This window comes from Sinobaca sp. SA16-1 (assembly GCF_059510515.1).
The window spans coordinates 158398-185132 of record NZ_JCAKFL010000003.1 but is presented as its reverse complement, the minus strand read 5'-3'; the positions used below and the strand labels follow the sequence as shown (position 1 = coordinate 185132).

General features: G+C 45.2%; 24 protein-coding genes and 1 other annotated feature. Of the genes, 1 reads left to right on the top strand and 23 read right to left on the bottom strand.

The window, feature by feature from the left end:
• Position 1 precedes the first annotated feature (1 nt).
• The 8 genes from polX to AC5W2J_RS08845 form a co-directional block, all read right to left on the bottom strand.
• Positions 2-1735 carry a DNA polymerase/3'-5' exonuclease PolX gene (gene polX / locus AC5W2J_RS08880; protein WP_496059121.1) on the bottom strand — a complete coding sequence of 578 codons (1734 nt, stop codon included), beginning with the start codon at positions 1733-1735 and terminating at the stop codon, positions 2-4.
• Between the two features lie 86 nt (positions 1736-1821).
• The gene (locus AC5W2J_RS08875; protein WP_496059120.1) at positions 1822-2370 is read right to left on the bottom strand and encodes a CvpA family protein; all 549 of its coding nucleotides are present in this window, start codon (positions 2368-2370) and stop codon (positions 1822-1824) included.
• Between the two features lie 3 nt (positions 2371-2373).
• Positions 2374-2640 carry a cell division protein ZapA gene (gene zapA, locus AC5W2J_RS08870; RefSeq protein WP_496059119.1) on the bottom strand — a complete coding sequence of 89 codons (267 nt, stop codon included), beginning with the start codon at positions 2638-2640 and terminating at the stop codon, positions 2374-2376.
• A gap of 179 nt (positions 2641-2819) precedes the next feature.
• A complete protein-coding gene (pheT, locus tag AC5W2J_RS08865) occupies positions 2820-5243 on the bottom strand; it encodes a phenylalanine--tRNA ligase subunit beta (protein WP_496059118.1) in 2424 nt (807 codons plus the stop codon).
• Positions 5244-5254: 11 nt separating this feature from the next.
• A complete protein-coding gene (gene pheS, locus AC5W2J_RS08860; RefSeq protein ID WP_496059117.1) occupies positions 5255-6289 on the bottom strand; it encodes a phenylalanine--tRNA ligase subunit alpha in 1035 nt (344 codons plus the stop codon).
• A 346-nt stretch (positions 6290-6635) separates the two neighbouring features.
• Entirely contained in the window at positions 6636-7400 is a 765-nt protein-coding gene (locus AC5W2J_RS08855; protein WP_496059116.1) for a TrmH family RNA methyltransferase, read from the bottom strand.
• 134 nt (positions 7401-7534) lie between these two features.
• On the bottom strand, positions 7535-8623 hold the full coding sequence (locus AC5W2J_RS08850) for a M42 family metallopeptidase (RefSeq protein ID WP_496059115.1): 1089 nt from the start codon (positions 8621-8623) through the stop codon (positions 7535-7537).
• A 102-nt stretch (positions 8624-8725) separates the two neighbouring features.
• Positions 8726-9208, bottom strand: coding sequence for a dUTP diphosphatase (locus tag AC5W2J_RS08845; protein ID WP_496059114.1), 483 nt, complete (start codon positions 9206-9208; stop codon positions 8726-8728).
• A gap of 170 nt (positions 9209-9378) precedes the next feature.
• Between AC5W2J_RS08845 and AC5W2J_RS08840 the strand changes: the two genes are divergently transcribed.
• Positions 9379-9771 (top strand): sigma-w pathway protein ysdB, encoded by a 393-nt coding sequence (locus AC5W2J_RS08840; RefSeq protein ID WP_496059113.1) that lies wholly within the window; start codon positions 9379-9381, stop codon positions 9769-9771.
• Positions 9772-9855: 84 nt separating this feature from the next.
• On the opposite strand, the gene rplT is transcribed toward AC5W2J_RS08840, so the two are convergent.
• From rplT to AC5W2J_RS08765, 15 genes are all read right to left on the bottom strand, one after another.
• Positions 9856-10212, bottom strand: a complete 357-nt coding sequence (gene rplT, locus AC5W2J_RS08835) for a 50S ribosomal protein L20 (RefSeq protein ID WP_496059112.1) — start codon at positions 10210-10212, stop codon at positions 9856-9858.
• A 56-nt stretch (positions 10213-10268) separates the two neighbouring features.
• Positions 10269-10460 carry a 50S ribosomal protein L35 gene (rpmI, locus tag AC5W2J_RS08830; protein WP_252315662.1) on the bottom strand — a complete coding sequence of 64 codons (192 nt, stop codon included), beginning with the start codon at positions 10458-10460 and terminating at the stop codon, positions 10269-10271.
• 37 nt (positions 10461-10497) lie between these two features.
• Positions 10498-11097 (bottom strand): translation initiation factor IF-3, encoded by a 600-nt coding sequence (infC, locus tag AC5W2J_RS08825; RefSeq protein WP_496059111.1) that lies wholly within the window; start codon positions 11095-11097, stop codon positions 10498-10500.
• 66 nt (positions 11098-11163) lie between these two features.
• Positions 11164-11299: a sequence feature (ribosomal protein L20 leader region), on the bottom strand.
• A gap of 67 nt (positions 11300-11366) precedes the next feature.
• Complete coding sequence (gene thrS / locus AC5W2J_RS08820; RefSeq protein WP_496059110.1) at positions 11367-13301, bottom strand: threonine--tRNA ligase; 1935 nt, start codon at positions 13299-13301, stop codon at positions 11367-11369.
• Positions 13302-13648: 347 nt separating this feature from the next.
• Positions 13649-14758 (bottom strand): cyclic dehypoxanthinyl futalosine synthase, encoded by a 1110-nt coding sequence (gene mqnC, locus AC5W2J_RS08815; protein WP_496059109.1) that lies wholly within the window; start codon positions 14756-14758, stop codon positions 13649-13651.
• A gap of 192 nt (positions 14759-14950) precedes the next feature.
• On the bottom strand, positions 14951-15883 hold the full coding sequence (gene dnaI / locus AC5W2J_RS08810) for a primosomal protein DnaI (RefSeq protein ID WP_496059108.1): 933 nt from the start codon (positions 15881-15883) through the stop codon (positions 14951-14953).
• An 11-nt stretch (positions 15884-15894) separates the two neighbouring features.
• Positions 15895-17310, bottom strand: coding sequence for a replication initiation and membrane attachment family protein (locus AC5W2J_RS08805; protein ID WP_496059107.1), 1416 nt, complete (start codon positions 17308-17310; stop codon positions 15895-15897).
• Positions 17311-17379: 69 nt separating this feature from the next.
• The gene (nrdR, locus tag AC5W2J_RS08800; RefSeq protein WP_496059106.1) at positions 17380-17844 is read right to left on the bottom strand and encodes a transcriptional regulator NrdR; all 465 of its coding nucleotides are present in this window, start codon (positions 17842-17844) and stop codon (positions 17380-17382) included.
• A gap of 135 nt (positions 17845-17979) precedes the next feature.
• Entirely contained in the window at positions 17980-18363 is a 384-nt protein-coding gene (gene speD, locus AC5W2J_RS08795) for an adenosylmethionine decarboxylase (protein WP_496059105.1), read from the bottom strand.
• A gap of 263 nt (positions 18364-18626) precedes the next feature.
• Positions 18627-19655, bottom strand: a complete 1029-nt coding sequence (locus tag AC5W2J_RS08790) for a glyceraldehyde-3-phosphate dehydrogenase (RefSeq protein ID WP_496059104.1) — start codon at positions 19653-19655, stop codon at positions 18627-18629.
• A gap of 137 nt (positions 19656-19792) precedes the next feature.
• Entirely contained in the window at positions 19793-20389 is a 597-nt protein-coding gene (gene coaE / locus AC5W2J_RS08785) for a dephospho-CoA kinase (RefSeq protein ID WP_496059103.1), read from the bottom strand.
• A 17-nt stretch (positions 20390-20406) separates the two neighbouring features.
• Positions 20407-21231 carry a DNA-formamidopyrimidine glycosylase gene (gene mutM / locus AC5W2J_RS08780; protein WP_496059102.1) on the bottom strand — a complete coding sequence of 275 codons (825 nt, stop codon included), beginning with the start codon at positions 21229-21231 and terminating at the stop codon, positions 20407-20409.
• A 14-nt stretch (positions 21232-21245) separates the two neighbouring features.
• Positions 21246-23873, bottom strand: a complete 2628-nt coding sequence (polA, locus tag AC5W2J_RS08775; RefSeq protein WP_496059101.1) for a DNA polymerase I — start codon at positions 23871-23873, stop codon at positions 21246-21248.
• Between the two features lie 290 nt (positions 23874-24163).
• Positions 24164-25915: a two-component system histidine kinase PnpS gene (pnpS, locus tag AC5W2J_RS08770; RefSeq protein ID WP_496059100.1), complete on the bottom strand. Its 1752-nt coding sequence runs from the start codon at positions 25913-25915 to the stop codon at positions 24164-24166.
• Entirely contained in the window at positions 25912-26622 is a 711-nt protein-coding gene (locus tag AC5W2J_RS08765; protein WP_496059099.1) for a response regulator transcription factor, read from the bottom strand. Before AC5W2J_RS08765 ends, pnpS begins: the two co-directional genes overlap by 4 nt.
• Positions 26623-26735: the final 113 nt, after the last annotated feature.

The following is a 26735-nucleotide window of genomic DNA, read 5'->3' as shown; positions in this document are numbered from 1 at the left end:
CTTATTGAAGCAGGCGTTTCTCTTTTTTCTGCTGCAGATAGTTCGTTAATTCCGCTGCCGTTAAGGTATTTAGGACCTGATCCGGCCGGAGCATCGCTTTTCTCGCGATGCCTGTTCCTGTTTCCATGTCATCCATCATTTTCGGATTATGTGCATCGGTATTGACCGCAATTGCCACTCCCGCGTCCGCAGCTTTTTTCAGCCATTCCGCGGAAAGGTCCAGCCGGTTTGGATTAGCATTCATCTCAAGTGCTGTGCCCGTTTCAGCCGCACGCTTAATCAGCGTAGGAAGGTCTACATCATACCCGGTCCTTCTTCCTAGTAAACGGCCGGTAGGGTGGGCAATCAGATCAACATGCGGGGAGGTGAGAGCTGATTCAAACCGTTCCATAATGACAGACCTTTCCTGGGAAAACGAAGAATGAATCGATGCAATTACTACATCCAGCTGCTCCAGAACGCTTTCATCAATGTCGAGGAGGCCGTCTGGACGAATATCCATTTCAATGCCTGCAAATATATGCAGGTCTGTATATTTTTCATTTACAGTTTTTATTTCTTCTATCTGCCTGAGTATACGATCTTCATCAAGACCATGAGCAACTCTTAAAAACTTGGAATGATCGGTAATAGCGATCCATTCATATCCTCTTTTTCTCGCCTCTTCGGCCATCTCTTCGACGGACTGGGCGCCGTCACTCCAGGTCGTATGCATGTGCATGTCTCCCCGGATATGAGAAAGTGTTACATCTTCCCGGGGTCTGCTGTACACGTCCAGCTCATCCTTCCCCGCTCTTGCTTCGGGTGGAATATAATGAAGGCCAAAGTGACCGAAAAATGCCGTTTCATCTGCAAACGTCTGCACGTTTCCGCTTTCCACGTTCTCTATTCCATATTCACTGATCCGTTCTCCGTTTGATTTAGCCAGCTGCCTCATTTTTACATTGTGATCCTTTGAACCGGTAAAATGGTGAAGCGTTGTGGCAAAAGCATCATCTTCAATCATACGGACATCCACCTGTACCGGGTACTCATCGCCTTCGAGCTCCAGGGAAAGCTTCGTATCCCCGTCTGCGATAATGCTGGAAATGCCCGGAAACGCCTTTATTTGTTCTTTCACGCGTCCCGGATCATCGGTGGAAATAATGTAGTCCATATCTTTAACGGTTTCTTCGAGCCTTCTTAAACTGCCGGCACGGGCGTAGCGGTGCATTCCCTCTATTGCAGTCAGCTGTTCTTCAAACACAGCCGCCATTTTCAGCATCAGTGGAATAGGAAGCCTTTCCGGCCGGCTTCCCATTTCTTCCAGTGCTTTCATTATTTTTTCTTCCGATTTGGCTGCAAAGCCGGCCAGTTCACGGATCTGTTTGTCTTCACAGGCTTTCGCCAGGTCAGCTGCATTGGTAATGCCTAATTCCTGATAGAGCTTTCCTATCTTTTTGCCTCCAAGTCCGGGAAGCTTCAGTAAAGGAAGCAGACCTTCCGGAATTTCTTCTTTCAGCGTCTGCAGAAGCTCCGAGTCGCCGTGTTCTATTAGTTCATTAATTAAGGCGGCCGTTCCTTTTCCGATGCCGGAAAGCTTGGATACATCCTCTATATCGTTAATGGAGCGCTCATCGTTTTCAAGCGCCTGGGCAGCTTTTCGATAAGCAGAAATTTTAAATGTATTTTCTCCTTTGATTTCCATATAAACAGCGATACGTTCCAAATGATTAATAATCTCTTTTTTATTCATCGGTTTCCTCCATTAAAAGTAGAAAAAACTTCTCTTCAAGAGAAGCTTTTTCTTTTATTAACGACGTGCTGTTGGCACATACTTTTTTAATAACCCTGCACTCCCAGATTCTGAAGCCACCCGGATAAATAAGGCGTTTCGTAAATCATATACTGGGCCAGGCCTGACTGCGCTATCGCCTGCTGAATAGGATCTACCGGTACCAGCGAGAAAGCTATAAGCAGTATAAACAGAACCACATAAGTCTCTACCATCGCCAGCAGTCCTCCGAGCCATTTATTAAGCATGCTCACAAGAGGAATACTCGATATCACATTAAAAATAGAGCCAAGCATCTGCATCACTATCTTTGCAATAATAAACAGTGCGATAAATGCGATCGCAGAGTAAAAGAAGGTCTGCATATCAAACGTTGCCGACAAAAACTGCACATTCTGGCTGCCGGAATCCTGCAGAAATCCAGGGTACGGCACCCACTGCCTCAGCCAGGCGGCCGTGTCTTCGTAAAAATAAAACGCAATGACTAAAGCGAGTAGAAAACTCACTAACGAAACAAACTGCAGGATAAATCCTTTTCTTAAGCCGGAAAAAAAACTTACGACTAGAAAAAGAAGAATCAGTATATTTATAAGCATCTGTTATCTGTCCTCATTTTCCTCTTGAATAGTCTGCTCGTTCTTGTACAGTTCTTTCATTTTTAAATTTTCATCCACCAGATTGACTGCTGTTAATACTGCCAGTCTCGTCGTGTTTAAATAAGGGTTCAGTGATTTATGTTCTTTCATTTTGTCTGTCAGGGCTTTCGCTACTCTTCTGACATGTTCGGGCGGGTCATCTCCAACAATTGTGTACTGCTGTCCATATATCGTCACCGTTGTTTTGTATTTATCTTTTTCCTCAGCCATCGTTATGCCCCCTGATCTCAGCGAATCCTATACTTAATCATAACAGAATCGCCAACCAATGAAAAATGTTTCCCACCTTCCGCCCGGGGCCCTTTCATTTCCGGCACAAGCGCATTATGTTTGTACTTTCTGCAGAAAACCGGCTCTTCCTATATACGGAAGAGCCGGCCTGTCGTTTCTTATTGTTTTCTTAAATTGGCATGAAATGTGTTTTCTACATGGTCCAGTACATTTTGATGTGCCTGCTGCATCTCTTCTTCTGCTAAAGTACGATCGGGATCAAAATAGATGAGGGAAAATGCCAGAGACTTTTTCCCTGCTTCCATATGTTCCCCGTCATACACATCGAATAAAGAAACGTGCTTTAACAGCGGGCTTCCTGTCTCTTCAATAGCTTTCTGTACCGCTCCAGCTTCTACTTCTGTATCTACTACAAGCGCGATGTCTCTGGTAATAGAAGGAAACCGGGGAATAGGTGTGTAAGTAACCGGTTCTTCTATTGATTCAATCAGCTTGCCTAAATGAAGTTCAAATACGAACGTTTCTTTAATATCCCATTCTTTCTGCACTAATGGATGGATTTGGCCAAGGTATCCGATGTACATACCCTGTGCATAAATATCTGCGCTGCGCCCGGGATGCATATCTTTCATCGACGATCGATCAAAACGAATATCCCGGCCCCAGCCAAGTTTCAACAGCAGATTTTCCACGATCCCTTTGACCGTAAAAAAGCTTGTTTCCTCCTTGGCAGTTCTCCAGCCCGCGTCGCTCCATTTTCCTGTAATGGCTCCGGCAGCATATTCATACTCTTCCGGCTGTCCTGTCAGTGTTTCTTCTTTGCTCTGGAATACAGAACCCACTTCAAAAACAGCGGTATCGGCATTCTGGCGGTTTTGATTGTACTGAATCACATCAAGCAGATGCGGTATCAGGCTTGCCCGCATCGTACTGCGTTCTTCACTCATCGGCATCGTCACTTTGATCGGATAGCCCGGTCCGCCGGATAAAAACCGCTCAATCATCCGCGGTGACGTTAACGAATATGTGACTGCTTCATTCAGCCCCGCACTTTCCAGGAAACGCCTTACCTTTCTTTTCTGCTTTTGGGCTCTTGTAAGAGAGCCCGGCGTTAACGCACCTGCGGGCAGCGTGGATGGAATTTCATCGTATCCATAAAGCCGCGCAACTTCTTCAGCCAGATCTGCTTCTATGAAGATATCCCATCTTCTCGACGGTATTTCCACATCAAATGTTCCATTTGTTTCTTTATAAGGAAAGCCAAGCCTGTCAAAAATAGCAGCCACTTCTTCGCTGTTCAGCGCCAGACCAAGCATGTTATGAAGCTTTTCGGTCCTCGTCTGTACAACTCTTGGAGAGCGGTCTCTGGAATCATGTACAGAACCGCTTTTTTGAACTTCTCCACCGGCCAGTTCCACCAATAAAGCTGCAGCTCTGTCGGCTGCTTCATCTGCGCGTAAATGATCAATGCCTTTTTCAAACCGTACGCTGGATTCACTGCGCAGTCCCATATCTTTCGATGCTTTTCTAACTAATGCCGGGTCGAATACTGCTGTTTCCAGAAGAATCGTCGTTGTATCATCCTGGACTTCCGAAAAGCTTCCGCCCATCACCCCGGCAAGTGCTGTCGGCTCTGTACCGTTTGTAATAACCAGATAGTCAGGCGAAAGTTCACGCTCTGTTTCATCGAGCGTTGTCATTTTTTCGTTCATCTCTGCGCGGCGCACGACAATTTCCCTGGAGCCGAACCGGTCCAGATCAAACGCGTGAAGCGGCTGGCCGTATTCTATTAAAATGTAGTTTGTAATATCAACCGCATTATTGATTGGACGAATACCTGCAGCAATCAAACGGTTCTGCATCCAGACAGGGGAAGACTTAATTTTAATGTTACTAATGACCCTCGCATTGTAGTAAGGTGCGTCTTCGGCATTTTCCACTTTAACCGTTACCGGTGCATCCGTAGTATCTCCATGCTCTTCTACCCGGGTATTGGGATGAGTGACTTTTCTGCCCAATAAAGAAGCGACTTCATACGCCGCACCAAGCATGCTCAGGCAGTCGGCTCTGTTTGGTGTAAGATCAAGTTCCAGGATAGTGTCGTGAAGCTGAAGAGCCTCCACCGCACTGCTTCCGGTTTCTACGCCGTCAGGGAAAATATAGATTCCCTCTGCGAAGTCTTTTGCGACCAGCTTCTGTTCGATGCCAAGCTCCTGCAGGGAGCAGATCATTCCTTCAGAGGCCACTCCCCGAAGTTCTGTAGAAGAAATAGACACATTTCCAGGCAGGACGGCGCCGGGAAGTGCGACTGCCACTTTCGTGCCGGCTGCTACATTGTGAGCGCCGCAGACAATCTGGCTTTTTCCTGAACCGGTGTCCACCTGGCAGACATTCAGCTTATCGGCTTCCGGGTGTTTTTCGATAGAGAGGATTTCTCCTACGACGACCGATTCAATTTGTTCGGTTCTTTTATATACAGCATCTACTTCAATACCACCACGGGTAAGACGTTCCGCTGTTTCTTCCGGGGTCACATCCCGTACATTGACATATTCATTCAGCCATTCATATGAAACTAACATCTAATCCCTCCTTATATCTGCTTCCATTGGTTTAAGAAACGCATGTCATTCGTGTAGAAATGACGAATATCATCAATACCGTACTTTAAGAGGGCAAATCGTTCTACACCCATTCCAAAAGCAAAACCGCTGTATTCGTCGGGATCAAACCCACTCATCTCCAGCACCCTTGGATGCACCATACCAGCACCCAGTACTTCAATCCAGCCGCTCTGTTTGCACATGCGGCAGCCGTTTCCTCCGCAGATGCCGCAGGTTACATCGACTTCTACAGAAGGTTCTGTAAAAGGAAAAAAGCTCGGGCGCAGACGGATCGTCCGCTCTTCACCAAAATATTTCTTCACAAATGCTTCCAATATTCCTTTCAGGTCACTCATTCGGATATCTTTATCCACATATAGTCCTTCGATCTGCATGAACTGATGAGAATGTGTCGCGTCATCGTCATCCCGGCGGTATACTTTACCCGGGCAGATGATTTTAACCGGGCCTTGGCCCTGATGCTTTTCCATTGTACGTGCCTGTACCGGGGATGTCTGCGTACGCAGCAATAGATCCTCCGTGATGAAAAATGAATCCTGCATGTCGCGGGCCGGATGCTCTTTCGGGAGATTCAACGCTTCAAAGTTATAGTAATCCGTTTCAATTTCCGGTCCTTCTGTAACAGAGAAACCAAGACCTGTAAAAATATCCTCGATCTCCTCGACAACTGCGGTAAGCGGGTGTCTTGATCCCTGTTTCACTGCATCTCCCGGAAGCGTTACGTCAATGGTTTCCCCGGCAAGCTGCTTGTTTAATTCCTCCGCCTCGAGGGATTTATTTCGTTCGTCCAGCTTTTCCTGGATTTCACCCCGCACTTCGTTTGCAGCCTGGCCGACTTTAGGCCGTTCTTCTGCTGAAAGCTTGCCCATTCCTCTTAACACTTCTGTAATCGGGCCTTTTTTTCCTAAGTATTTTACCCGCACCTTTTCTACATCTTTTTTATCTCCGGCCTGGTTTAATTCCTCCAGTGCCTCGCTCAAAAGTGCCTGTAATCGTTCAATCATTTTATTTCCTCCTGCCATATAATCGCTCTTCGCGTGTTTTGGACAAATAAAAAAACCTTCCTCCCGGAAAGGGACGAAAGCTCGCGGTACCACCCTTGTTAATCCTGCCGCTGCCGGCAGAAATCACTTATACAGCGTAACGTGCTGCCAAACGGGACACCTTTTCGATTTCTCTACTCCGGCTCCGGCTCTGGACTGAATTCATCCGTTATTTGCACATGAGAATGCTCTCAGTCTAGGCATTCTTTCCCTGTATGGCAGCCAACGGACTACTTATTTCCTTCAATGCTTTTTATATGAATACAGTAAAGTATAGATAATAATGCTTTTGTTTGCAACCGTCCTGCTAATTTACTTTGTGCAGGTAGTATAAAAGAATACCGGTCGCTACCGAAACGTTTAATGATTCCGCTTTTCCGTAGATCGGCACATAGATATTCTGATCTGTTTTTTCCAACAGCTTTTCATTCACACCGGCTCCCTCGTTGCCGATAAGCAGCGCAAATCCCGGCTGCGGTTCAATCGCGGTGTGCGTCGTTCCCCCCTGCAGAGAAGTACCAAATACAGGGATGCTTTTATCCCGACAGCGTTTTATCCAGTCTTCGAGGTCTCCCTGCAGAACAGGCACATGAAAAAACGATCCCTGGGTGGAACGGATTACTTTATCATTGTACACGTCTACCGTGCCTTCACCGAGAACAACAGCCTTTGCCCCCACCGCATCTGCGGTCCGGATCATCGTTCCGAGGTTGCCGGGATCCTGCACGTTATCGACTAACACATAGATTTGATTGTCTTCCGGCTCGATGGCTTCCTCGGGGATCATTTGGCAGAGTGCAATAATACCTGGAGGCGTTACGGTCTGGCTCATATCTTTCATAACGGTTTCTGTTACGAGCGTAACGGGAATCGCTTTTCGCTTTTCCTCCGGTGGAAGGAGCTCTTCTGCTATGACAAAAATATCTGTAATCAGATTTCCATAAACGAGCGCTTCCTCTACAAGGTGCCTGCCTTCTATAACAAAAAGCTGTTCTTTTTCGCGTTTTTTTCGTTTCGTCAGCTGTTTAATTAATTTTACGGTTGTGTTTTTTGTAGAATCTATTTGTTTCAACAGGCTGATCTCCTTTTGTACCGGCGTTTTTTGTTCATCCTCTATCTTACCTTGAATCCAGCCTTTTTTACATATTTTATTTGTATTTGCTCAAAAAAGCCCACAAGGTATCCTTGTGGGCTGCAGCTGGCTGATTAATTATCAAAAACAATTGATTTTACTTTATCTTCATCCAGCACTTTGCTGATTTCCACAAGCAGCTGCACCGCATGTTCAAAATCATCACGGTGAAGAATCGCTGCATGGGTGTGAATGTATCTGGTCGGCACCGTTATCGCAAGCGAGGGTACGCCCTCTCCTGATAAATGAATCGATCCGGCATCTGTACCGCCGCCGCTCATTGCGTCAAATTGAAAAGGAATCGAATGCTGATCGGCAATATCCGTTACAAAATCACGAAGACCTTTATGAGCCACCATAGAGTGGTCGTAAATCAGCACCTGCGGGCCTTTTCCAATCTTCGCTACGGCATCGTTGCTTGTTACTCCCGGTGTATCTCCGGCAATGCCGACATCAACTGCGAAGCCGATATCAGGCTTCACTTTATTTGCGGCCGTTTTGGCACCGCGCAGGCCGACTTCTTCCTGTACAGCCCCTACGCCGTATACTTCGTTAGGGTGCTCGGTTTTTTCGAGGCGTTTTAATACTTCAATAGCAATGGCACATCCTATGCGGTTATCCCATGCTTTTGCCATTAATAACTTCTCATTATTCATCACTGTAAAGTCACAGATCGGAACGACGGAATCTCCTGGACGTACGCCGAATGATTCTGCTTCTTCTCTGCTCGAGGCGCCGATATCAATAAACATGTCTTTGATTTCGACTGATTTCTTGCGCTGCTCCGGCGGAAGAATATGCGGCGGCTTGGAGCCGATGATACCTGTAATGGTGCCTTTGCGGGTCATTACTGTCACACGCTGGGCGAGCATCACCTGGCTCCACCATCCACCGACCGTTTGAAATTTCAAAAACCCATTATCATCAATCGTTGTAATCATAAAGCCGATTTCATCAAGATGCCCTGTAATCATTATACGGGGGCCGCCCTTTTTACCTGTTTTTTTCGCAATCAGGCTGCCGAGATGATCCGTGGTAACCTCATCGGCGAAAGGCTCAATGTATTGCCTCATTACATCCCTTGGTTCTTTTTCGTCTCCGGGAATCCCTTTTGCATCTGTTAAATCCTTCAGCATTTGAAGCGTTGGTTCTAATTCAGCCATATTCGTTCCCCCTTCAGTATGTAGTGCCTGCAACATTCTTAGTATAAAAGGAAATGTTTCGATACTCAAACAATTTCTATTATTGTGCTTGGTCTTCTCCGATTAATACCCATTCTGCTGTCTTTGATGATTCGTTTCGTTTTTCTTTTTATAGGCCTGGACGATTTCGTCTTTAGAAAAGTCCAGCTTTTCCCCAAGCAGCAGGTACTCTTTAAACAACTGCATAAATGCGTCTTCAGATAGATGACGGCTTAACTCTGCGGAAGCTTCGTATACATCCTGAAAATGCCGGGACAACGCAGAATCTTTAAGCTGTTCCATTTCAGGGATGCATTCCCACTGCTGGTCAATACCCATTGATAATAAAAAGTGAATGCCGTCCACGTACTCTTCGAGGATCACATCTCGGCTGGAAGCAGGCTTCAGGCTCCAAAACTTAAAACAGCGGGTTTCGTTGGCAAGTTCTCCAAGCTCTACTTGAAAAGCGAGAAGTTTTTGTAAAAAGGTTTCCCTGCTTCTTTCCAGGCCGTGTGTGGCTAATATTTTTTCATCAAGCTCTCTTTGAATAGAATATAAGGACTGCATGTTTTACGCCTTCTTTCTCATTATTATGGCTTCAGGTGAAACGTTCTTTCTATTCTATCGTATATTCTGGTAAGAATGAATGAAGAAACGTATAATATGACAAGAACAGATGCCATGTCTTCATCACTGATTAATTATCCCAAACTGTAATGCAAGGGAGGAAACACTATATGATGGCACTATTACTGCGCCTGCTGCTTCTCATCGCTTTAGTGATTATTGTATATACAGCTGTGCAGTATTTTAAGAATCCTAAACGCAAACTGGAGATGGCGCACAGCAAAAAATATTTTTATTTTTTGGATGATATTAAAAATGTCCGGAAAAATTTTCTTATTACGTATAAAGGGGTTATGTTCGAAGGCGAAAAGTATTTAGGTTCCACATCTACTTCCTTTGATGTCGTCTCCATTTCTATATGGGTCCTGGACCGCGAAGCCCTGCAGGGACTTCAGCGCAAGGATTTTGAATTTATGGAGAAAGAAATCCATTCCAACTACCCGGATGCCGAGCTGGTTTGGAAAAGCCCCATTAAGGAATTTATTAATAAATCCGAACCATAATTGTTTGAACCGATCCTGCATTCAGCTTAGAGAAGAATCTCATAGAAAAAGGACGCGCCCCATGGGCCCGTCCTTTTTTGTTAATTATTTTAATTTAGCTTTTGCCTGATCGGCAAGTGCCGTGAAAGCTTTCTCGTCATTTACTGCAAGATCAGCAAGCATCTTGCGGTTCATGTGAATGTCAGCCTGCTTGAGACCGTACATTAAACGGCTGTAAGACAGTCCGTTTAAACGGGCAGCTGCGTTGATACGCGTAATCCAAAGCTTACGGAATTCGCGCTTCCGCTGTCTGCGATCCCGGTATGCATACTGAAGTGATTTCATTACCTGTTCCTGAGCCGTTTTAAATAAACGGTGTTTGGAACCATGATACCCCTTTGCAAGTTTTAAAACCTTTTTACGACGACGACGTGCCACATATCCGCCTTTTACTCTTGGCATCGTCCATCCCTCCTTTAATTTCTATTTATTATCGTTCCTTTTAATCATTTTGGTATTTATGGAAGCATCTGTTGGATACGCTTTTGGTCTGATGGATGCACCAAGCCCTGTTTGCTCAATCTGCGTTTTTGCTTTTCAGATTTGTTGCGGAACATATGGCTTGTATAAGCGTGTCCACGCTTGAGTTTACCAGAACCAGTTTTCTTGAAGCGCTTTGCAGCTCCTCTGTGAGTTTTCATTTTAGGCATGTTATTTCCTCCTTAGCATGTGATAAAACGATAGGCCTTACGCTTTTTCGCTTGTGTCTTTTTTATCCTTATCAGATACAGGTTTATCCTTATCAGATATAGGTGCCAAAATGAGGAACATACTGCGGCCTTCCATCTTGGGCTTTGTTTCAATGGTGCTTACGTCTTCGCAGTCTTTAGCAAGACGATCGAGCACTTTTTTTCCGATGTCGGAATGAGTGATCATTCTTCCACGGAAACGAATAGCTGCTTTGACTTTATCGCCTTTTTCCAGAAACTTCCTGGCATTACGGAGCTTTGTATTGTAATCATGCTCTTCAATGTTCGGGCTCAGCCTGACTTCTTTAATGTTGATAATTTTTTGTTTTTTACGTGCTTCTTTGTCTTTCTTCTGCTGTTCGTAACGGAATTTTCCGTGATCCATAATACGGCATACAGGAGGTTTTGCATTAGGAGCAACCAAAACCAAATCAAGATTCGCCTTTTGGGCTAATTCAAGTGCTTCAGACTTAGATTTCACACCAAGCTGATCGCCATTTGCATCAATTAACCGAACTTCACGTGCACGAATTCCATCATTAAGCTTAACGTCTTTACGAATAATGAGCCACCTCCGAATTTTTTTGAACCTTAGCACTTATGCGCAACTTTATGTCTGTCTGCCGGTTGTAACCTCGGGGACAGATCACTCAAATGAGACAAGAGCATATAAAAAGGGTGCATGAACGTACCATGCACCCTGAAATCTGTCTCATAAATGGTTATATTGCTTTACCATAATACCTGTCAGCTGCGATAGGCGCCGTTCAGGTGAGAAGCGGGTGCTTCTTCTTGCTTTGGTTTCGTTTTTTGACACTAGGAAAGAATACCATATAGGTTAAACAGTGTCAACGTGTCCTGAAATAATTATTTTGTGATCTCCTCAGAGATCGAAGCAATAAAGGCACCGATTTTGGCAGTATGGGTTTCCTGACTGCCGTAGCTCCGGATATTCACTTCGTCGGCATCCTGTTCTTTATCTCCTAGTACCAGCGTGTACGGGATTTTTTTCATTTGGGATTCGCGGATCTTATACCCCAGCTTTTCCTCCCGTACGTCGAGCTCCACCCGGACACCCGTACGGCGGAGTTCTTCCTGTACGCGCTCTGCGTATTCCATGTGGGCATCCAGGGAAACTGGAATGATTTTCACCTGAACCGGTGACAACCATACCGGCAGTGCTCCTTTATACTCTTCCAGAAGAAAAGCAACAAAGCGTTCCATCGTAGATACAATACCACGGTGAATGACAACCGGGCGGTGATCTTCGCCGTCTTCGCCGACATACGTTAAATCAAAGCGTTCCGGCAGATGGAAATCAAGCTGTACGGTCGCCAGCGTCTCTTCTTTGCCAAGAGCTGTTCTTACCTGTACATCCAGCTTCGGTCCGTAAAAGGCGGCTTCTCCTTCTGCTTCCACGTACTCCACCTGCATATCATCCATAGCTTCTTTTAACATGCTCTGCGCTTTTTCCCACATTGCATCATTGTCCACGTACTTTTCTTTATCTTCCGGATCGCGGTAGGACAGACGGAAATGATAATCATTAATGCCGAAATCGTCGTAAACTCTTTGAATCAGTTCTACTACCCGTTTGAATTCACCGAGCAGCTGGTCCGGCCTTGCAAAAATGTGAGCGTCATTGAGCGTCATTGCACGAACACGCTGCAGGCCGGAGAGAGCTCCTGACTTTTCATAGCGGTGCATCGTTCCCAGTTCTGCAATACGCACCGGAAGGTTCCGATAGCTGTGCTTCTGCTGTTTGTACACCATCATATGGTGCGGGCAGTTCATTGGGCGGATAACGAGGGTTTCGTTGTTATCCATTTCCATCGGAGGAAACATATCATCCTGATAGTGATCCCAGTGACCGGACGTTTTATAAAGCTCTGAGCTTCCAAGAACAGGTGTATACACGTGATCGTACCCAAGCTTTTCTTCCAGATCCACGATATAACGCTCAATTGTACGACGGATGGTTGAACCTTTAGGCAGCCACATCGGCAGCCCCTGGCCTACTTTTTGATTAAGCGCAAAAATTTCAAGCTCTTTCCCAATCTTACGGTGATCGCGCTCCTTGGCTTCTTCCAGCATTTTCAAATGCTCATCGAGCTCTGTCTGTTTCACAAAGGCTGTACCATAGACCCGCTGCAGCATTTGATTGTCGCTGTTCCCGCGCCAGTAGGCACCGGAAATACTCATCAGCTTGAATTTCTTAAGCTTGCTTGTGCTCGGCACATGAATTCCTCTGCACAAATCAACGAATTCTCCCTGTTCATACAATGAAACCGTCTCGCCTTCCGGAATCGCTTCCAGGAGCTCGAGCTTCAGATCATCCCCAAGCTCTGTAAACAAGGCTTTTGCTTCTTCCCGGCTTACTTCTTTACGAACAACCGGAAGGTTCTCATCAATGATTTTTTTCATTTCTTTTTCAATAATAGGAAGGTCTTCAGGGGTTAAAGCGTGAGATAAATCCATATCATAATAAAAACCGTTTTCTATAACAGGACCAACACCGAATTTTGCATCCGGATGCAGGCGCTTGACAGCCTGGGCCAGAAGGTGGGCTGAGCTGTGGCGGAGAATTTCCAGCCCCTCCGGCTGCTGGTACGTAATAATTTCAATCGTTCCGCCCTGCTGAAGCGGCTCTTTTAAGTCGATCAGTGTCCCCTCCAATTTACCTGCAAGGGCCTGTTTTTTCAGGCCCGGGCTGATCGATGAAGCAATCTCCTCAAATGAAGTACCGGACGGAAATTCTTTTGCTGCTCCATCCGGAAAAATAAACGTAAGCTGCTCTGCCATTATGCCATCTCCTTTTATATTGTCTGTCGTCACTGGAAACACAAAAAAACCGCCCCTTATGATAAGGGGCGATTTTGTCTCGCGGTTCCACCCTTGTTCCCGTCCTGCCTCATCGGCAGAACCAGCTCAAGTCCGGGTAACGTCCGGGGGTCGTCAGCGGATACTTATTGTTCCCCGCTGCTGCTCCAAGGCGGTAAAAAGAATGTCCCTTAAAAAGCTCTCAGCATCTGCTTTTTTCTCTGTATAAGAGGCCTGCTCCTTTTCATGTCCTTTTCTCAGCATCTCCATGTTTAACTGTTCATAATTATAGTCACACTTCCAACGGAATGCAACAGCTGTTTCGTGTTTTAATTCTGCATCACAAAATCTTTTTCAGCTTTGGACTCTCCGTCAAAACGATGCAGCACATTGTATTTTGTATCACGCTGAGCCGGGATTTTCCCTGCTTCGCGGATTAAACGGAGCGTTTCATTCGTATTGACTTTATGCGTCGTGCCCGCAGCAGAAACGACGTTTTCTTCCATCATTGTGCTTCCGAAATCGTTGCAGCCATATTCAAGGGATTTTTTCCCTGTGACCGGCCCCATCGTTACCCAGGACGACTGGAAGTTCGGAATGTTGTCCAGGAAGAGCCTGGAAATGGCAACATTGCGGAGATAGCCGTCCGCCGTAATGATTTCGCCCTTCAGGTTGGTATTATCCGGCTGGAACGTCCAGGAGATAAAGGCAAGAAAGCAGTCGGCTTCATCCTGTGCGTCACGGACTCTTTGCAGGTGAAGCGCTCTTTCTTCATTGGATTCTCCAAGTCCTATTACCATCGTAGCCGTTCCGTGCATACCGACTTTTTTAGCTGTCTTCATGCAGTCAATCCATTCTTTCCATGTGGACTTCAAACGGCTGACTTTCTTCCTTGTTTCTTCGGTTAAAATTTCTGCACCGCCGCCGGGAAGGGAATCCAGACCGGCTTCATGAAGCTCCGTGAGAACCTCTTCAAGCGTAAGACCGGAGACTTCCACCATTTTGTAAATTTCTGCCGGAGAAAAAGAATGCATCGTAATGTCCGGAAATCGTTTTTTTATGTTTCTTAATAAATCTGTATAGTAGCTGAATGGAAGGTCCGGGTTTGTACCGCCCTGCATTAAAATTTCTGTTCCGTTGACATCTGATGTTTCCTTAACTTTCTGGAAGATTTCTTCATCAGAAAGAACATAGCCTTCTGAAGATCCCGGCCTGCGGTAAAAGGCACAGAATCTGCAGTATGTGTCGCAGAGGTTCGTATAGTTAACATTCCGTCCTACTACAAATGTCGTTACAGGCTCCGGATGCCATTCCTGCATCTTCTTGTTGGCTGCCGCTCCCATTTTTTCAATTTCATCGCTTTCATATAAGCGGACAGCATCTTCCATCGTTAAGCGCTCCCCTTTCAGGGCGCGGTCCAGAATAGAATCTATACTCATCGTAAAACCTCCATCATTAATCAAGATATACCGCGTGTATCCAGCAGCATTATTTATCCTGTACACTGTTATTTTCGATTACTATTTTATGGTATCATAATTTCCAGTCATTTTCCCAATACCCGCACTCAAAAAACGGTCCATTTTCCTTAAATAAGGCGGAAATGAAAACGTTTTTCCAATAGGATTCGTTCAGCTGCTGCGCTTGTTATCCCCGTCTACATGGACAGCTTCCGTTAAATGTTTAATCCGCTCCATAATGCGGCTTGCCTTCATGTCTTCGGTACCGCCGCGCTGGGAATATGCCAGGTGATTTTCCAATTCTTTATAATTATAGTTGGACGTATACAGAGTCGGCAGCTTTTCCATCATACGGTACTGCAGAATAACTCCCAGCACATCATCCCGTATCCAGGCAGACGTTGTTTCTGCGCCTATATCATCGAGAATAAGCACATCCACTTTTTTGATGCTGTCTATTTTTTCCTGAGTGGTACCAGTGGAAAGAGCTTCTTTCATTTCCCGGAAAAAATCCGGGGCGTAGACAATAATAGTCGATATGTTCCGTTTTGCCAGCGCATTAGCCACAGCCCCCATAATAAAGGACTTACCTACACCGAATTTCCCGTGAAAATAAAGGCCTTTGGCATTCCCGCCCGGATCTGCACCTTCTACAAATTCGATTGCTTTTCTGGCTGCTTCCGATCGGCTGGAGTTATCGAGTTCAATATCATCAAACGTAGCTTCCACTACTTCCGATGGGATATACAGGCTTTTTATCAGCCGGCGGTGCTTTACTCTTTCATCATGCTGCAGCTTTAAAGAGCATTTATGATAGGCAACGCTCCATTCCCTGCCGCTCCCGGTCAGTTCGGGCTGATAGCCCTGCATCATATTAGGGCACAAATCGAGTCCCGGACAGGCATCACAGTGATCCCGCTCCCGTTTATACTCAAAAAGCTTCATCATGTTACGTTCTAAATCACCGTTTGTCAGGTCCGGGTGCTTTGCTTTAAACTCCAGGATACGCGGGTCTTTTAACACCTCATCCCGGAGCGTATTGTACCTGTTCCGCCATTCTTTTTGATTCATCCACTTATCGAGGGATGATTTAATGGGATCCATTGAGTGTCACCTCAGCTTTCCGATTTCTCTTTCCATTTTTTTAACCGCTCTTTAAACAGCTGTTTCTCTTCTTCCCACTTCGATACTTCTTCCGGTGTCTGTTCCACTTTGCTCACCTGACCTGCTTTTTGTTCTTCCAGCCATTTCGGAACGGTACCAGGCTTCGGCGCAGAGGACCGCCCGAATCTGGATCCATATTCTTTAGGAGCCTGGTCTTTGCGTTCCTTCTGTGCTTTGTTTTCTTTGCTGGCAAGTTCCATTGCTTCTTTTACTGTAGTCACCTTTGCACGTGTCCACTGCCCTGCTATTTTCTGCACAAACGCTGAATTCAGCTTCATGTTATTAATGCGCAGTACATAATCAATAAGTACGTTTGCTACCCCAGGCTGCAGCTTGTATTCAAATAGAAGCGATTCCGCGATCTTTACATCTCCTGCCGGCACTTTCGCTCCCTCAGAAACACTTTCGAGAAGAGCCATAGGCGAAATTTCTTCAAAATACTTAATCATTTTTTCTTTCCCTGTCACCGGCACCTGGTCTTTCATCTCCCGGTGTTCTTCCGGCTGCGTCCGATATCCTAAAGCAGGCGGCTCCGATCCATATTCGTAGCGGTACCATTCCTGCACTTTTTTCCGAAGAACAGACAGATCCAGCTCTTCATTCTGGTCTAGAGAGCGCTGAATTTCTTTGCTCATATCCAGGGGCTCCATCCGGTATAAAAAGGCAAGACGCTTTATCGCATGTATGTTATCACTGGATTTGATTTTTTCTTTATTAATAAAAGCGGGCATGTCCGCATACAAAAGGTCAATATCAAACGACTGAGCTTTTATTTCAATTCCCGGACCGCCTTCAGCCGACAACAGATCCATCGCACTGTTTTCGCTGAATATCTCTTCTGTCATTTTCATTTCGGATTGATGAAGCGACGTAAACACCTGGTCAAACGAAGAGGTGACGTCGGTATACGCAGCAGGCTCTAATGCAGGAAGTATAAACCGTTCCCTGATCTGCCTGTATTTTTCCCTTCCCAGCCGATTGAATAAAAACACACTGAGTACGTCATCTCTAAAAAACTCCTCCGGGCTTAACGGCGGCTGAATTTCATAGATAAAGCACGGGGTATCCGCTTTTTCTTTTTTCAATACTTTCAGCAGGCCGATGCCTTCCAATTTTTTTCTTGCTTCCACAATATGATGAAGCGGAAGCTGCATCTGCGCCATTAAATCCCGATGTGACGTTTCTTCACAGCTGTATTTATCTTTTTCCAGTCTATTTGTTAAAACCTGGTACAGCGATGCGGCGTAAATGCCTATTAAAGGCTGATACAGCGAAGTTATTACTTTACTGGAATGTTCTTTGTTTTCCTGCTTAATCCGAATAGTAAAACTATCTGCCGGTAACAGCTCTTTCCAATACAAAGCCATTACAGAACGCCCCCTAATTCTTTACAAATCCAACGGACCAGGCATAAAGCACCCGGCTGCTGAAACCATTTATTTTTTTTCGTCTTTACTAATCAATTCCTTTAACTCGTTAATAAATACGGTAATATCCTTAAACTGGCGGTAAACGGAGGCAAACCTCACATAGGCTACATCGTCGACTCCGGCCAGTCTCTCCATTACAAGTTCGCCGACATCTTCGCTCTTGATTTCTGACTTTCCATCACTTCGAAGCTGCTGTTCTACATCATTTACAATAGCTTCCAGCGTTTCAAGGGCAACCGGGCGCTTTTCGCATGCCCGAATAAGCCCGCGCAGGATTTTTTCCCGGCTGAACTCTTCCCGTGCTCCACCCTTTTTTACGACAACGAGAGGCATTTCCTCCACCGTCTCAAAAGTCGTAAACCTATATTGGCAGGCGTCGCACTCACGGCGCCTTCTAATTGATTTTCCTTCATTGCTTGGCCTTGAATCCAGCACTCTTGTATTATTAGAATGACAGGCAGGACATTTCATTCTATCATCTCCGCATCTGCTTAGCCTCGCATGCTTTTATTCGTTGTTCTTATCATATCACTTTTCTAAAATCCTGGACAGTAACGAAAAACCCCACCTGAGACACTGCCTTCAGACGGGGTTCATCTATACTTTTTATAGTACTTTTGCTTCTGATTTCTCTGCCTGCACCGGACCCATTCCTCTCGGAAGCTCCAATGTTTCTTTTTCCGTGGCTTCTAAAGCTTTTGCTATATAATCAGACGCTACGTTAGGGTCTATCGTGTCCCCGCAGGTGTAAACGTCAATGCTCGCGTATCCATGCTCCGGAAAACTGTGAATGGTCAAATGGGATTCTGAAATAATCACTACGCCGCTTACTCCCTGAGGGGCAAACTTATGAAACGCTACTTCTCTTACTTCCGCTCCGGCTTCTAATGCTGCATTCACAAACACATTTTCCATTGCTTCTCTATCGTTTAATTTATCAATGTTACAGCCCCATAGTTCAGCTATAACGTGTCTTCCCATTGTATCCATGGGTGGACTCCCCCTTTACTATAAATATCATATGCCACGGATTCTTTTCATTATACTAACGTCCAGCCTTGGGGGAAAGTTAGTCCAAATGAGGTCCTAACCCTTACTGCTACATATAAATGAAGCATGCCTGAGACATATTCACAAAAGTTAGTATACGTTTTTTAGAATAGATTTGCAATGGTGAGGCCTATATTCCATTACCCTTTTTCCACAGTAAAAAAACAGGACAGCTCTTGCTGCTCCTGTTTTCTCTTCTTACATTAAGCGCTTATCATCGAGCTTTTCTGAACCGACTTTCCCACATAGCGCACAAGATCAACAACGCGGCATGAGTAGCCCCATTCGTTATCGTACCAGGCAAGAACTTTAATCTGCCTGTTATTAATAACCATTGTAGAAAGGCCGTCAATGATCGCAGAATTTTCATCTCCATTGTAGTCAATGGAAACAAGCGGGTCATAGTTGAAGCTGATAATGCCTTTCATGTCGTTTTCAGAAGCAGAACGAAGCACTTCATTTACTTCTTCTACGGTCACCTCTTTTTTTGTATCGATTACAATATCGATCAGCGAGACGTTTGGCGTCGGCACCCGCAGAGCCATTCCGTTCATTTTGCCTTCCAGCTCAGGAAGCACCTTTGAAATAGCCCTGGCGGCTCCTGTCGTAGTAGGAATGATAGACTGCCCGCAGGCTCTGGCACGTCTTAAATCTTTGTGGGGGTTGTCTATATTTTTCTGGTCGTTCGTATAAGAGTGGATCGTCGTTATTAATCCGCTTTCAATTCCGACCGTGCGATCGAGCACTTTTACTACCGGAGCAAGACAGTTCGTCGTGCAGGAAGCGTTCGAAATAATGTGGTGCTCCGCCGGATTGTAATCTGCTTCATTTACTCCCATAACAATAGTCGCGTCTTCCTCTTTAGCCGGAGCAGTAATAACGACTTTCTTGGCCCCTGCTTTTAAATGAAGGCCTGCCGTGTCTCTGGTTTTGAATTTACCCGTTGCTTCAATCACTACATCTATTTCCATTTGCTTCCACGGCAGATTAGCCGGATCTCTGTCTTGAAGAAGCGTTACGGTCTGTCCATCGATAATTAATTTGCCTTCTTCTGCTTTCACGTCTTTTTCGAATTTACCGTGTATTGTGTCATACTTAATAAGGTGAGCCAGCGTTTCCGCAGGGTAGCTTGCATTCACCGCTACTACCTCTAGTTCTTCATCCAACATCGCCTTGCGGAATACCATGCGGCCTATGCGGCCAAAACCGTTAATCGCTACTTTTGCTTTCATGCAGAAAGGCCTCCTCATTAATTGTGATATACTAATCGGTGTTTTATGTGATTAGTATAACATAATAACGAATAAATTGAACCTCATATTCGAAAAAAAGCAGGAATAACATATTTTCATGTCATTCCCGCTTTTTCTTATAAATTCCAGCTGTATTTGCGGCTGAGCTCGAGTATCTGCTGCTCGGTTTCTTCTTCCGATCCGCTGTTATCAATCACTTCATCCGCATGCTGTTTTTTTTCATCAATAGGCATCTGGGACGCTATCCGGTTTCTGGCATCTTCTGTTCCCTGATTATCACGTTCCATTAACCGCTCCATTTGTACAGCCGGCTCCGCATATACGAGGACAACCAGATCCACCATGTGCTGCAGTTTGCTTTCAATCAACAGGGGAATATCAAACACAACCAGTTCATTTCCCTGCTCTTGCAGCAGTTCTTTCTTTTCTATCATTCTCTGACGTACCGCCGGATGAACAATCTGATTGAGTATTTCGCGCTTTTCTCTGTCCGAAAAAATCACACGACCCAGTTCTTTACGATTGATGGAGCCATCTTTTTCGAGCATTTCCGTTCCAAAATGATCAATGATTTGACTGTACGCTTTCTCTCCCGGTTCCACTACTTCCCTTGCTACTTTATCTGCATCTACTACGGGCAGCCCATGCTTCATTAAAAAATCGGCTACCTTGCTCTTTCCAGTAGCAATGCCCCCTGTAAGCCCGATAATCACCGTATCGCTCCTTTACTTTATCCCTGGCAGGATGGACAGTAATGAGTACCTCTTCCTGCTTCTATCATCTTTTCGATAGGCGTGCCGCATTTTTTACAAGGCTCATCCCTTCGTGCATACACGTAAAGCTGGTTTTGAAACATTCCCATTTCTCCCTGGCCGTTCACGTAGGAACGAACAGAGCTTCCTCCACTTGCAATCGCTTCTGCAATAGTACTCGTTATTTCTGTATGAAGGCTTTGGATTTGTTTGTTGTTCAACAGCCTGGCTTTTTTATTCGGCATAATTCCTGAACGAAACAATGATTCATCCACGTAAATATTGCCAAGTCCCGCAATGGCCCGCTGATCCAGCAGGACTGTTTTTATCGTACGGCTTGTTTTTGCGAATATCTCCTTCAGATAAGCCGATGTAAACGATAAATCGTTTACCGGTTCCGGGCCCAGCTGGGATAATGGCAGGCTTGTCTGCTCTTCGCCGGGATTAAAAATGTGCATCGTCCCAAATTTACGGACATCCCGGTAGCGAAGCTCCGAGCCGTCCGTAAAATGAAAGCGTACATGGGTATGTTTATCCGGCTCATTGCCGGCAGCCATTTCATAGCGCCCTTCCATTCTAAGGTGGGAGACCATCACATAATCATCAAGAATAAAAGATAAAAATTTGCCTCTTCTTGCAACCCGGTGAATTTTCTGTCCGGAAAGCATCGTCACGAATGCTTCGGCATCGTCCGGCCGTTTAATCATTTTCGGCCAGCCGACTTCTATTTTTTCTAATGTTTTCCCCGCTACCAGGTGATTTAATGTTTCTTTTACTGTTTCTACTTCCGGAAGTTCAGGCATTTCTTATGCTCTCCTTACTTTGCATCATACCAGGTGTCACCGTAGGACACATCTGCTTTTAAAGGAACGTCCAGCTCCATTGTCCGTGCCATTACGTCCGGCACGAGCACTTCCATTTCCTTTAACTCATGTTCTGGTACTTCAAAGATCAATTCATCGTGTACCTGAAGCAGCATTCTGCTCTCCAGCTTTTTGTCTTTAAGAGCTTTTGTTACATCCACCATCGCTTTTTTGATAATGTCTGCAGCCGTTCCCTGGATAGGTGTATTCATCGCGGTCCGCTCTGCAAAACTTCTTCTGTTAAAATTGCTGCTCGTAATCTCTGGAAGATACCGTCTCCTATTTAAAAGCGTTGTCACATACCCATATTCGCGGGCCTGTTCCTTAATAGAGTCCATATAATCACGGACTTTGGGATAACTGGCCAAATACCGGTCAATAAATTCCTGGGCTTCTTTCCTTGGAATGGAAAGACTCTGGGAAAGACCATAATCGGATATCCCATAAACAATGCCGAAGTTTACCGCTTTGGCGCTTCTTCGCATGTTCCCCGTCACGTCTTCTTCTTTTACATGAAATACGTCCATCGCGGTTTTCGTATGAACATCCATTTCGTTGCGAAACGCCTCCAGCAGCCCTTCATCGCCTGCAATGTGGGCAAGAACACGAAGTTCGATCTGGGAATAATCCGCCGCCAGAATACTCCAGCCTTTATCAGAAGACGTGAAGGCTTTGCGGATCTTCCGGCCTTCCTCCAGGCGGATAGGAATGTTCTGCAGGTTGGGCTCGGTGGAACTGAGCCTGCCGGTCTGGGTTAATGCCTGATTAAACATCGTGTGTATCTTGTGGGTATCCTCATGAACTACTTTTAAAAGACCTTCCACATATGTGGACTGAAGCTTCGACACCTGTCTGTACAAAAGCAGCTTAGGTATGATTTCATGCTGATCAGCCAGCTTCTCCAGCACGTCAGCCGAAGTGGAATAGCCCGTTTTTGTTTTTTTCAACGGGGGCAGTCCCAGTTTTTCAAACAAAATCGGCCCCAGCTGTTTCGGGGAATTAATATTAAAGTCGGTTCCCGCCAGCTCGTGGATTTCTTTTTCAAGCGTCTGCAGGCGCCCCGTCAGCTCTTCGCCCATCGCTTTCAGCTGATCTGTATCAACGGTGATGCCTGTTTTCTCCATTGTTCCGAGAATAAGCGACAACGGCAGTTCCAGGTCTTTAAACAGCTCAAACTGCTCGTTTTCTTTTAATTTCTTCTCAAGAACTTTCTTAAGTTCAAATACAGCCAGACCTTTGCGGACCAAGTGCTCCGAGAGCTTATCCTCTTCCGGCCGGCCGCGCTTTGCTCCTTTTCCAAATACCGCGTCGTCGCTGTCTATTTTCTTCTGCGCGTTCCGCTCGGCAATATCCGCCACTTGATGCGAGCCGGCAGAAGGGTCAATCAAATAAGAGGCTATCAAAATATCGTGGGTGACACCCGCGAGTTCAATGCCTTTCCACCCCAGTGCAACAACGGCACGTTTCGTATCCACCATATACTTTTCCTGCGCCGGGTCTGCCGCCCAGGTTTTAAATGCGTCCGAAGCAAGAGCCGCTTCTGTTGAAATATAGTAGGCGCCGGACTCGTTGACGATGGAAATCCCCCATATATCGGCTTCATGATAGTTTTCACTCGGTACTTCTACGATAAGGGCAGAAGGGGAGGCCAGCATTTCTTCGGTCACTTCTTTTTCCACAACGGTGAAATTGATGTCCTCAAGTTCCTGCTGCGCTTCTTCTTCTGTATCAAATTTCTTAATTAGGGATTCAAATTCCAGCTCTTTAAACAAAGCAATAATTTTATCCGTGTCGTATTCTTTGCGCGCAGCATCTTCTACAGAAACTGTTAAAGGGGCATTCGTTTCTATCACAGCAAGCTGTTTGCTCATCATTGCCTGTTCTTTGTTCTCTTCCAGGCGTTCTTTCATTTTCTTTCCGGAAATCTGATCAATCGATTCAAGCACCTTTTCTATTGTGCCGAATTCGTGGAGAAGCTTTAAAGCTGTTTTCTCCCCAATGCCCGGTACACCGGGAATATTATCCGAGCTGTCTCCCATTAATCCTTTCATATCAACAATCCGCGCCGGCTCAAAGCCATAACGTTCCTGCATCGCTTCAGGAGTATATGTTTCTACATTTGTAATCCCTTTTTTCGTTAAAGCCACACTCGTTTTTTTGGATACGAGCTGCAGAAGGTCTTTATCACCGGAATATATTTTAACGTCCCAGCCTTCCGTCTCTGCCCGGGAAGCCAGGGTTCCAATAATATCATCCGCTTCATAATTATTCACTTCGGTATAAGCAATATCAAATGCTTCCAGGAGCTCTCTCATTAAAGGCAGCTGCTCAGAAAGTTCACCTGGTGTTTTCTGCCGCCCGGATTTATATTCTTTAAACGTTTCGTGCCGGAATGTCGTTTTCCCTGCATCAAAGGCAACCAAAAGATGGGAAGGACTTTCTTCTTCCAGCACTTTCAGCAGCATCGTCGTGAAACCGTATACGGCGTTCGTGTATACGCCCTTTTTATTATTCAAAAGAGGCAGGGCAAAAAAGGCCCGGTAGGCAATACTATTTCCATCAATCAATACTAGTTTATTCACTATAAAACCTCCGTCATCCCGTTTTCATACCTCTTATATTTTATCATACATTCCTTCTGCCAGAGAGGGAAAAGCAGTGCAGGCCTGTTCTGATTTTTTCACACCACGGGGAAACAACCATAAAAAAAAGACAAGGCCCAAGGGGGGGCACTCGTCTTTAAGGGGATGTTGCTCTACTAAAGATTTTAAGGGATGAGGTATAAAATCTCCAGAAGAGGAAACCGTTCTATCTCATCATAGCCTTTGAACGTAAACCATTCATTGAGCCATTGTAAATAGTTTGTAAATATTTAGAAATTCGATTGGTTTGTACGAGTGGGAAAAGAAACGATAAAAGCTGTGCCTTTTCCCATTTCGCTTTCCACTCTTATTTTCCCTTTGTGGGCTTCCACTAAATGCTTCACAATCGCCAGTCCAAGCCCGGTTCCCCCCGAATTTCTGCTTCTGGCTTTATCCACACGGTAAAACCGCTCAAAAATGCGGGGCTGCTCTTCCTGTGCGATCCCTATGCCCGAATCTTCAATTCTCCAGACCGTTTCCGTCGCAGACTGCGTAATAACAATACGGATAGATCCATCATCAGGCGTGTAGCTGATGGCATTATCCACTAAATTAATCATTACCTGTTTCAAGCGTCCTGCATCACCTCTCATTACAATATTCTCTTCACATTGAATATCAAGATGGTGGGATTTGGCTTCAAGCTTCGGACGCAGCAGGCTGACTGCCTCCCCAATTAAAGAAAGGGGAGCAATATCCTGCATATACAAATTAAAGTGCTCCTGTTCAATCCGGGAAAGCTCGAGAAGGTCGGAAATCAAATCCTGAAGGCGGTCGCTTTCATTCCATATTATTTCTAAAAACTGCTTGGTTAACTCCGGCTCATGCATTGCTCCGTCCAATAACGTTTCAGCGAAACCTTTTAAAGAAGTGACCGGTGTTTTTAACTCATGAGAGACGTTGGCAACAAAATCCTTACGCACATTCTCCAGTTTTTTTAGTTCTGAAATATCGTGCATAACGAGGACAATGCCTCTTATTTTGTCCTGGTCGCCTAAAATAGGCGCACCATATACGTCGTAATGCTTAATTCCGGAAGGAGCGGCAAGCTGTACCTGATTGCGCACCTTCACTTCTGTTAAAAATATTTCCTGAATTAGTTTAATCAGGTTTTTTTCTTCAATCACTTCATAATACAAATAGTCCAGCCACTGATCGGTATCCACTTCAAAAATATCTTTACAGTATTGATTGATTAACGTAATATCACCGCGGTTGTTTATAAATACCAAACCGCTTCCCATATGGTCGATTAATGCTTCCAAACGTTCCTGCTGGGATTGATAGCTCGATGTAATCTGGTCCAGGTTATAGGCTGTCATGTTCATCGACCGGGTCAACTGCCCGATTTCATCTTTGGAATTGCTGTATGCTCTTGCTTTAAAATTACCTTTCGCCAGCTCCCGAGCCACATTGGACACTTCATCAATCGGTGCTGTCATTTGATGGGCAATACGGAAAGCGATAGTAGAAATAATAATAAAAGCAACGGCAAAACTGGCTATAATGATCCAGTACAGCTGTGTATTCACTGCTTCCACCTGATCCATAGGAAAAGCGAGCCTGACGTAGCCGTCTTCAAATGGCTGGGCGTAATATAAGAGCCTCTCTCCAGACGTCTCACTCACCCGGATGTTATAGCCATCTGCTTCGCCGGCATTTTGAATTTCCGGGCGGTCCAGATGATTTTCCATAGCAGATGTTTCTGCTGTAGAATCTCCTACTACGTCGCCATTGTTATTTAAAATAGTGACACGCACTTCCAGATCCTCTTCCACACTGTCTGCAAATGACTGCCACTCTTCCGGATTAAGGTCTGTTACCGCTGTCGCGGTAAAGCGTGCTTCTTTGCTCAAACGCTCCACCAACTGGTCTGTGTAATACCCCTGCATTAAATTGCTGATTAAAAACCCTAATGAAACAAGCACAAAAAAGATAGCCGCTATAATACCTAGAATCAGTCTCGTTCGAAATCGTTTCATGCAGAGGGAGGTCCCTCAAATTTATAGCCAAGGCCTCTCACCGTTTTGATGAAAGTCGGTTTCTTCGCTGCTGGTTCGATTTTTTCCCGGAGATGGCTGATATGTACATCGACAATTCGTGTATCACCGACAAACTCATAGTTCCAGACGGCGTTTAGCAGCTGATCTCTTGTAAGCACCCGGCCTTTGTTGTTTGTTAAATAAAGTAACAGCTCAAACTCTTTTGGAGTCAGCTCCAACGCCCGGCCATCTGCAATAACTTCATAATTATCCGGATAGATAGTAAGGTGTCCAATGACTTTCTTTTTTACTTCTTCCTTCACTTCTGCTCCCGATACATTATCTACACGACGGAGAATAGCTTTTACCCGGGCCACCAGTTCCCTTGGACTGAACGGCTTCGTCATGTAATCATCCGCTCCCAGTTCAAGGCCCAGTACCTTATCAAATTCATCGTCCTTTGCGGTAAGCATCAGGATAGGCATATGGTATTTCTCCTGACGGATCTGCCTGCATACTTCAAGGCCATCCATCTCCGGTATCATAAGATCCAGCACGATTAAATCGTACGTTTCACTCTTTGCTTTCTGCAGCGCTTCTTTTCCATCCGAAGCTGTATCAATCGCAAACCCTGCCTGCTTTAGATTATACGTAATCAACGTAAGAATTGATTCTTCATCATCAACAACCAACAACCGCTGTGCCATCTTCTTCCCCCATTCGCTTTTATATACCCTAATAATAAAAGCATAACTTTGAACGTATTTCATCTTCTTTTCTTCTATCTTACTATACTTTCTTATAATTGCTCAAATTCTTC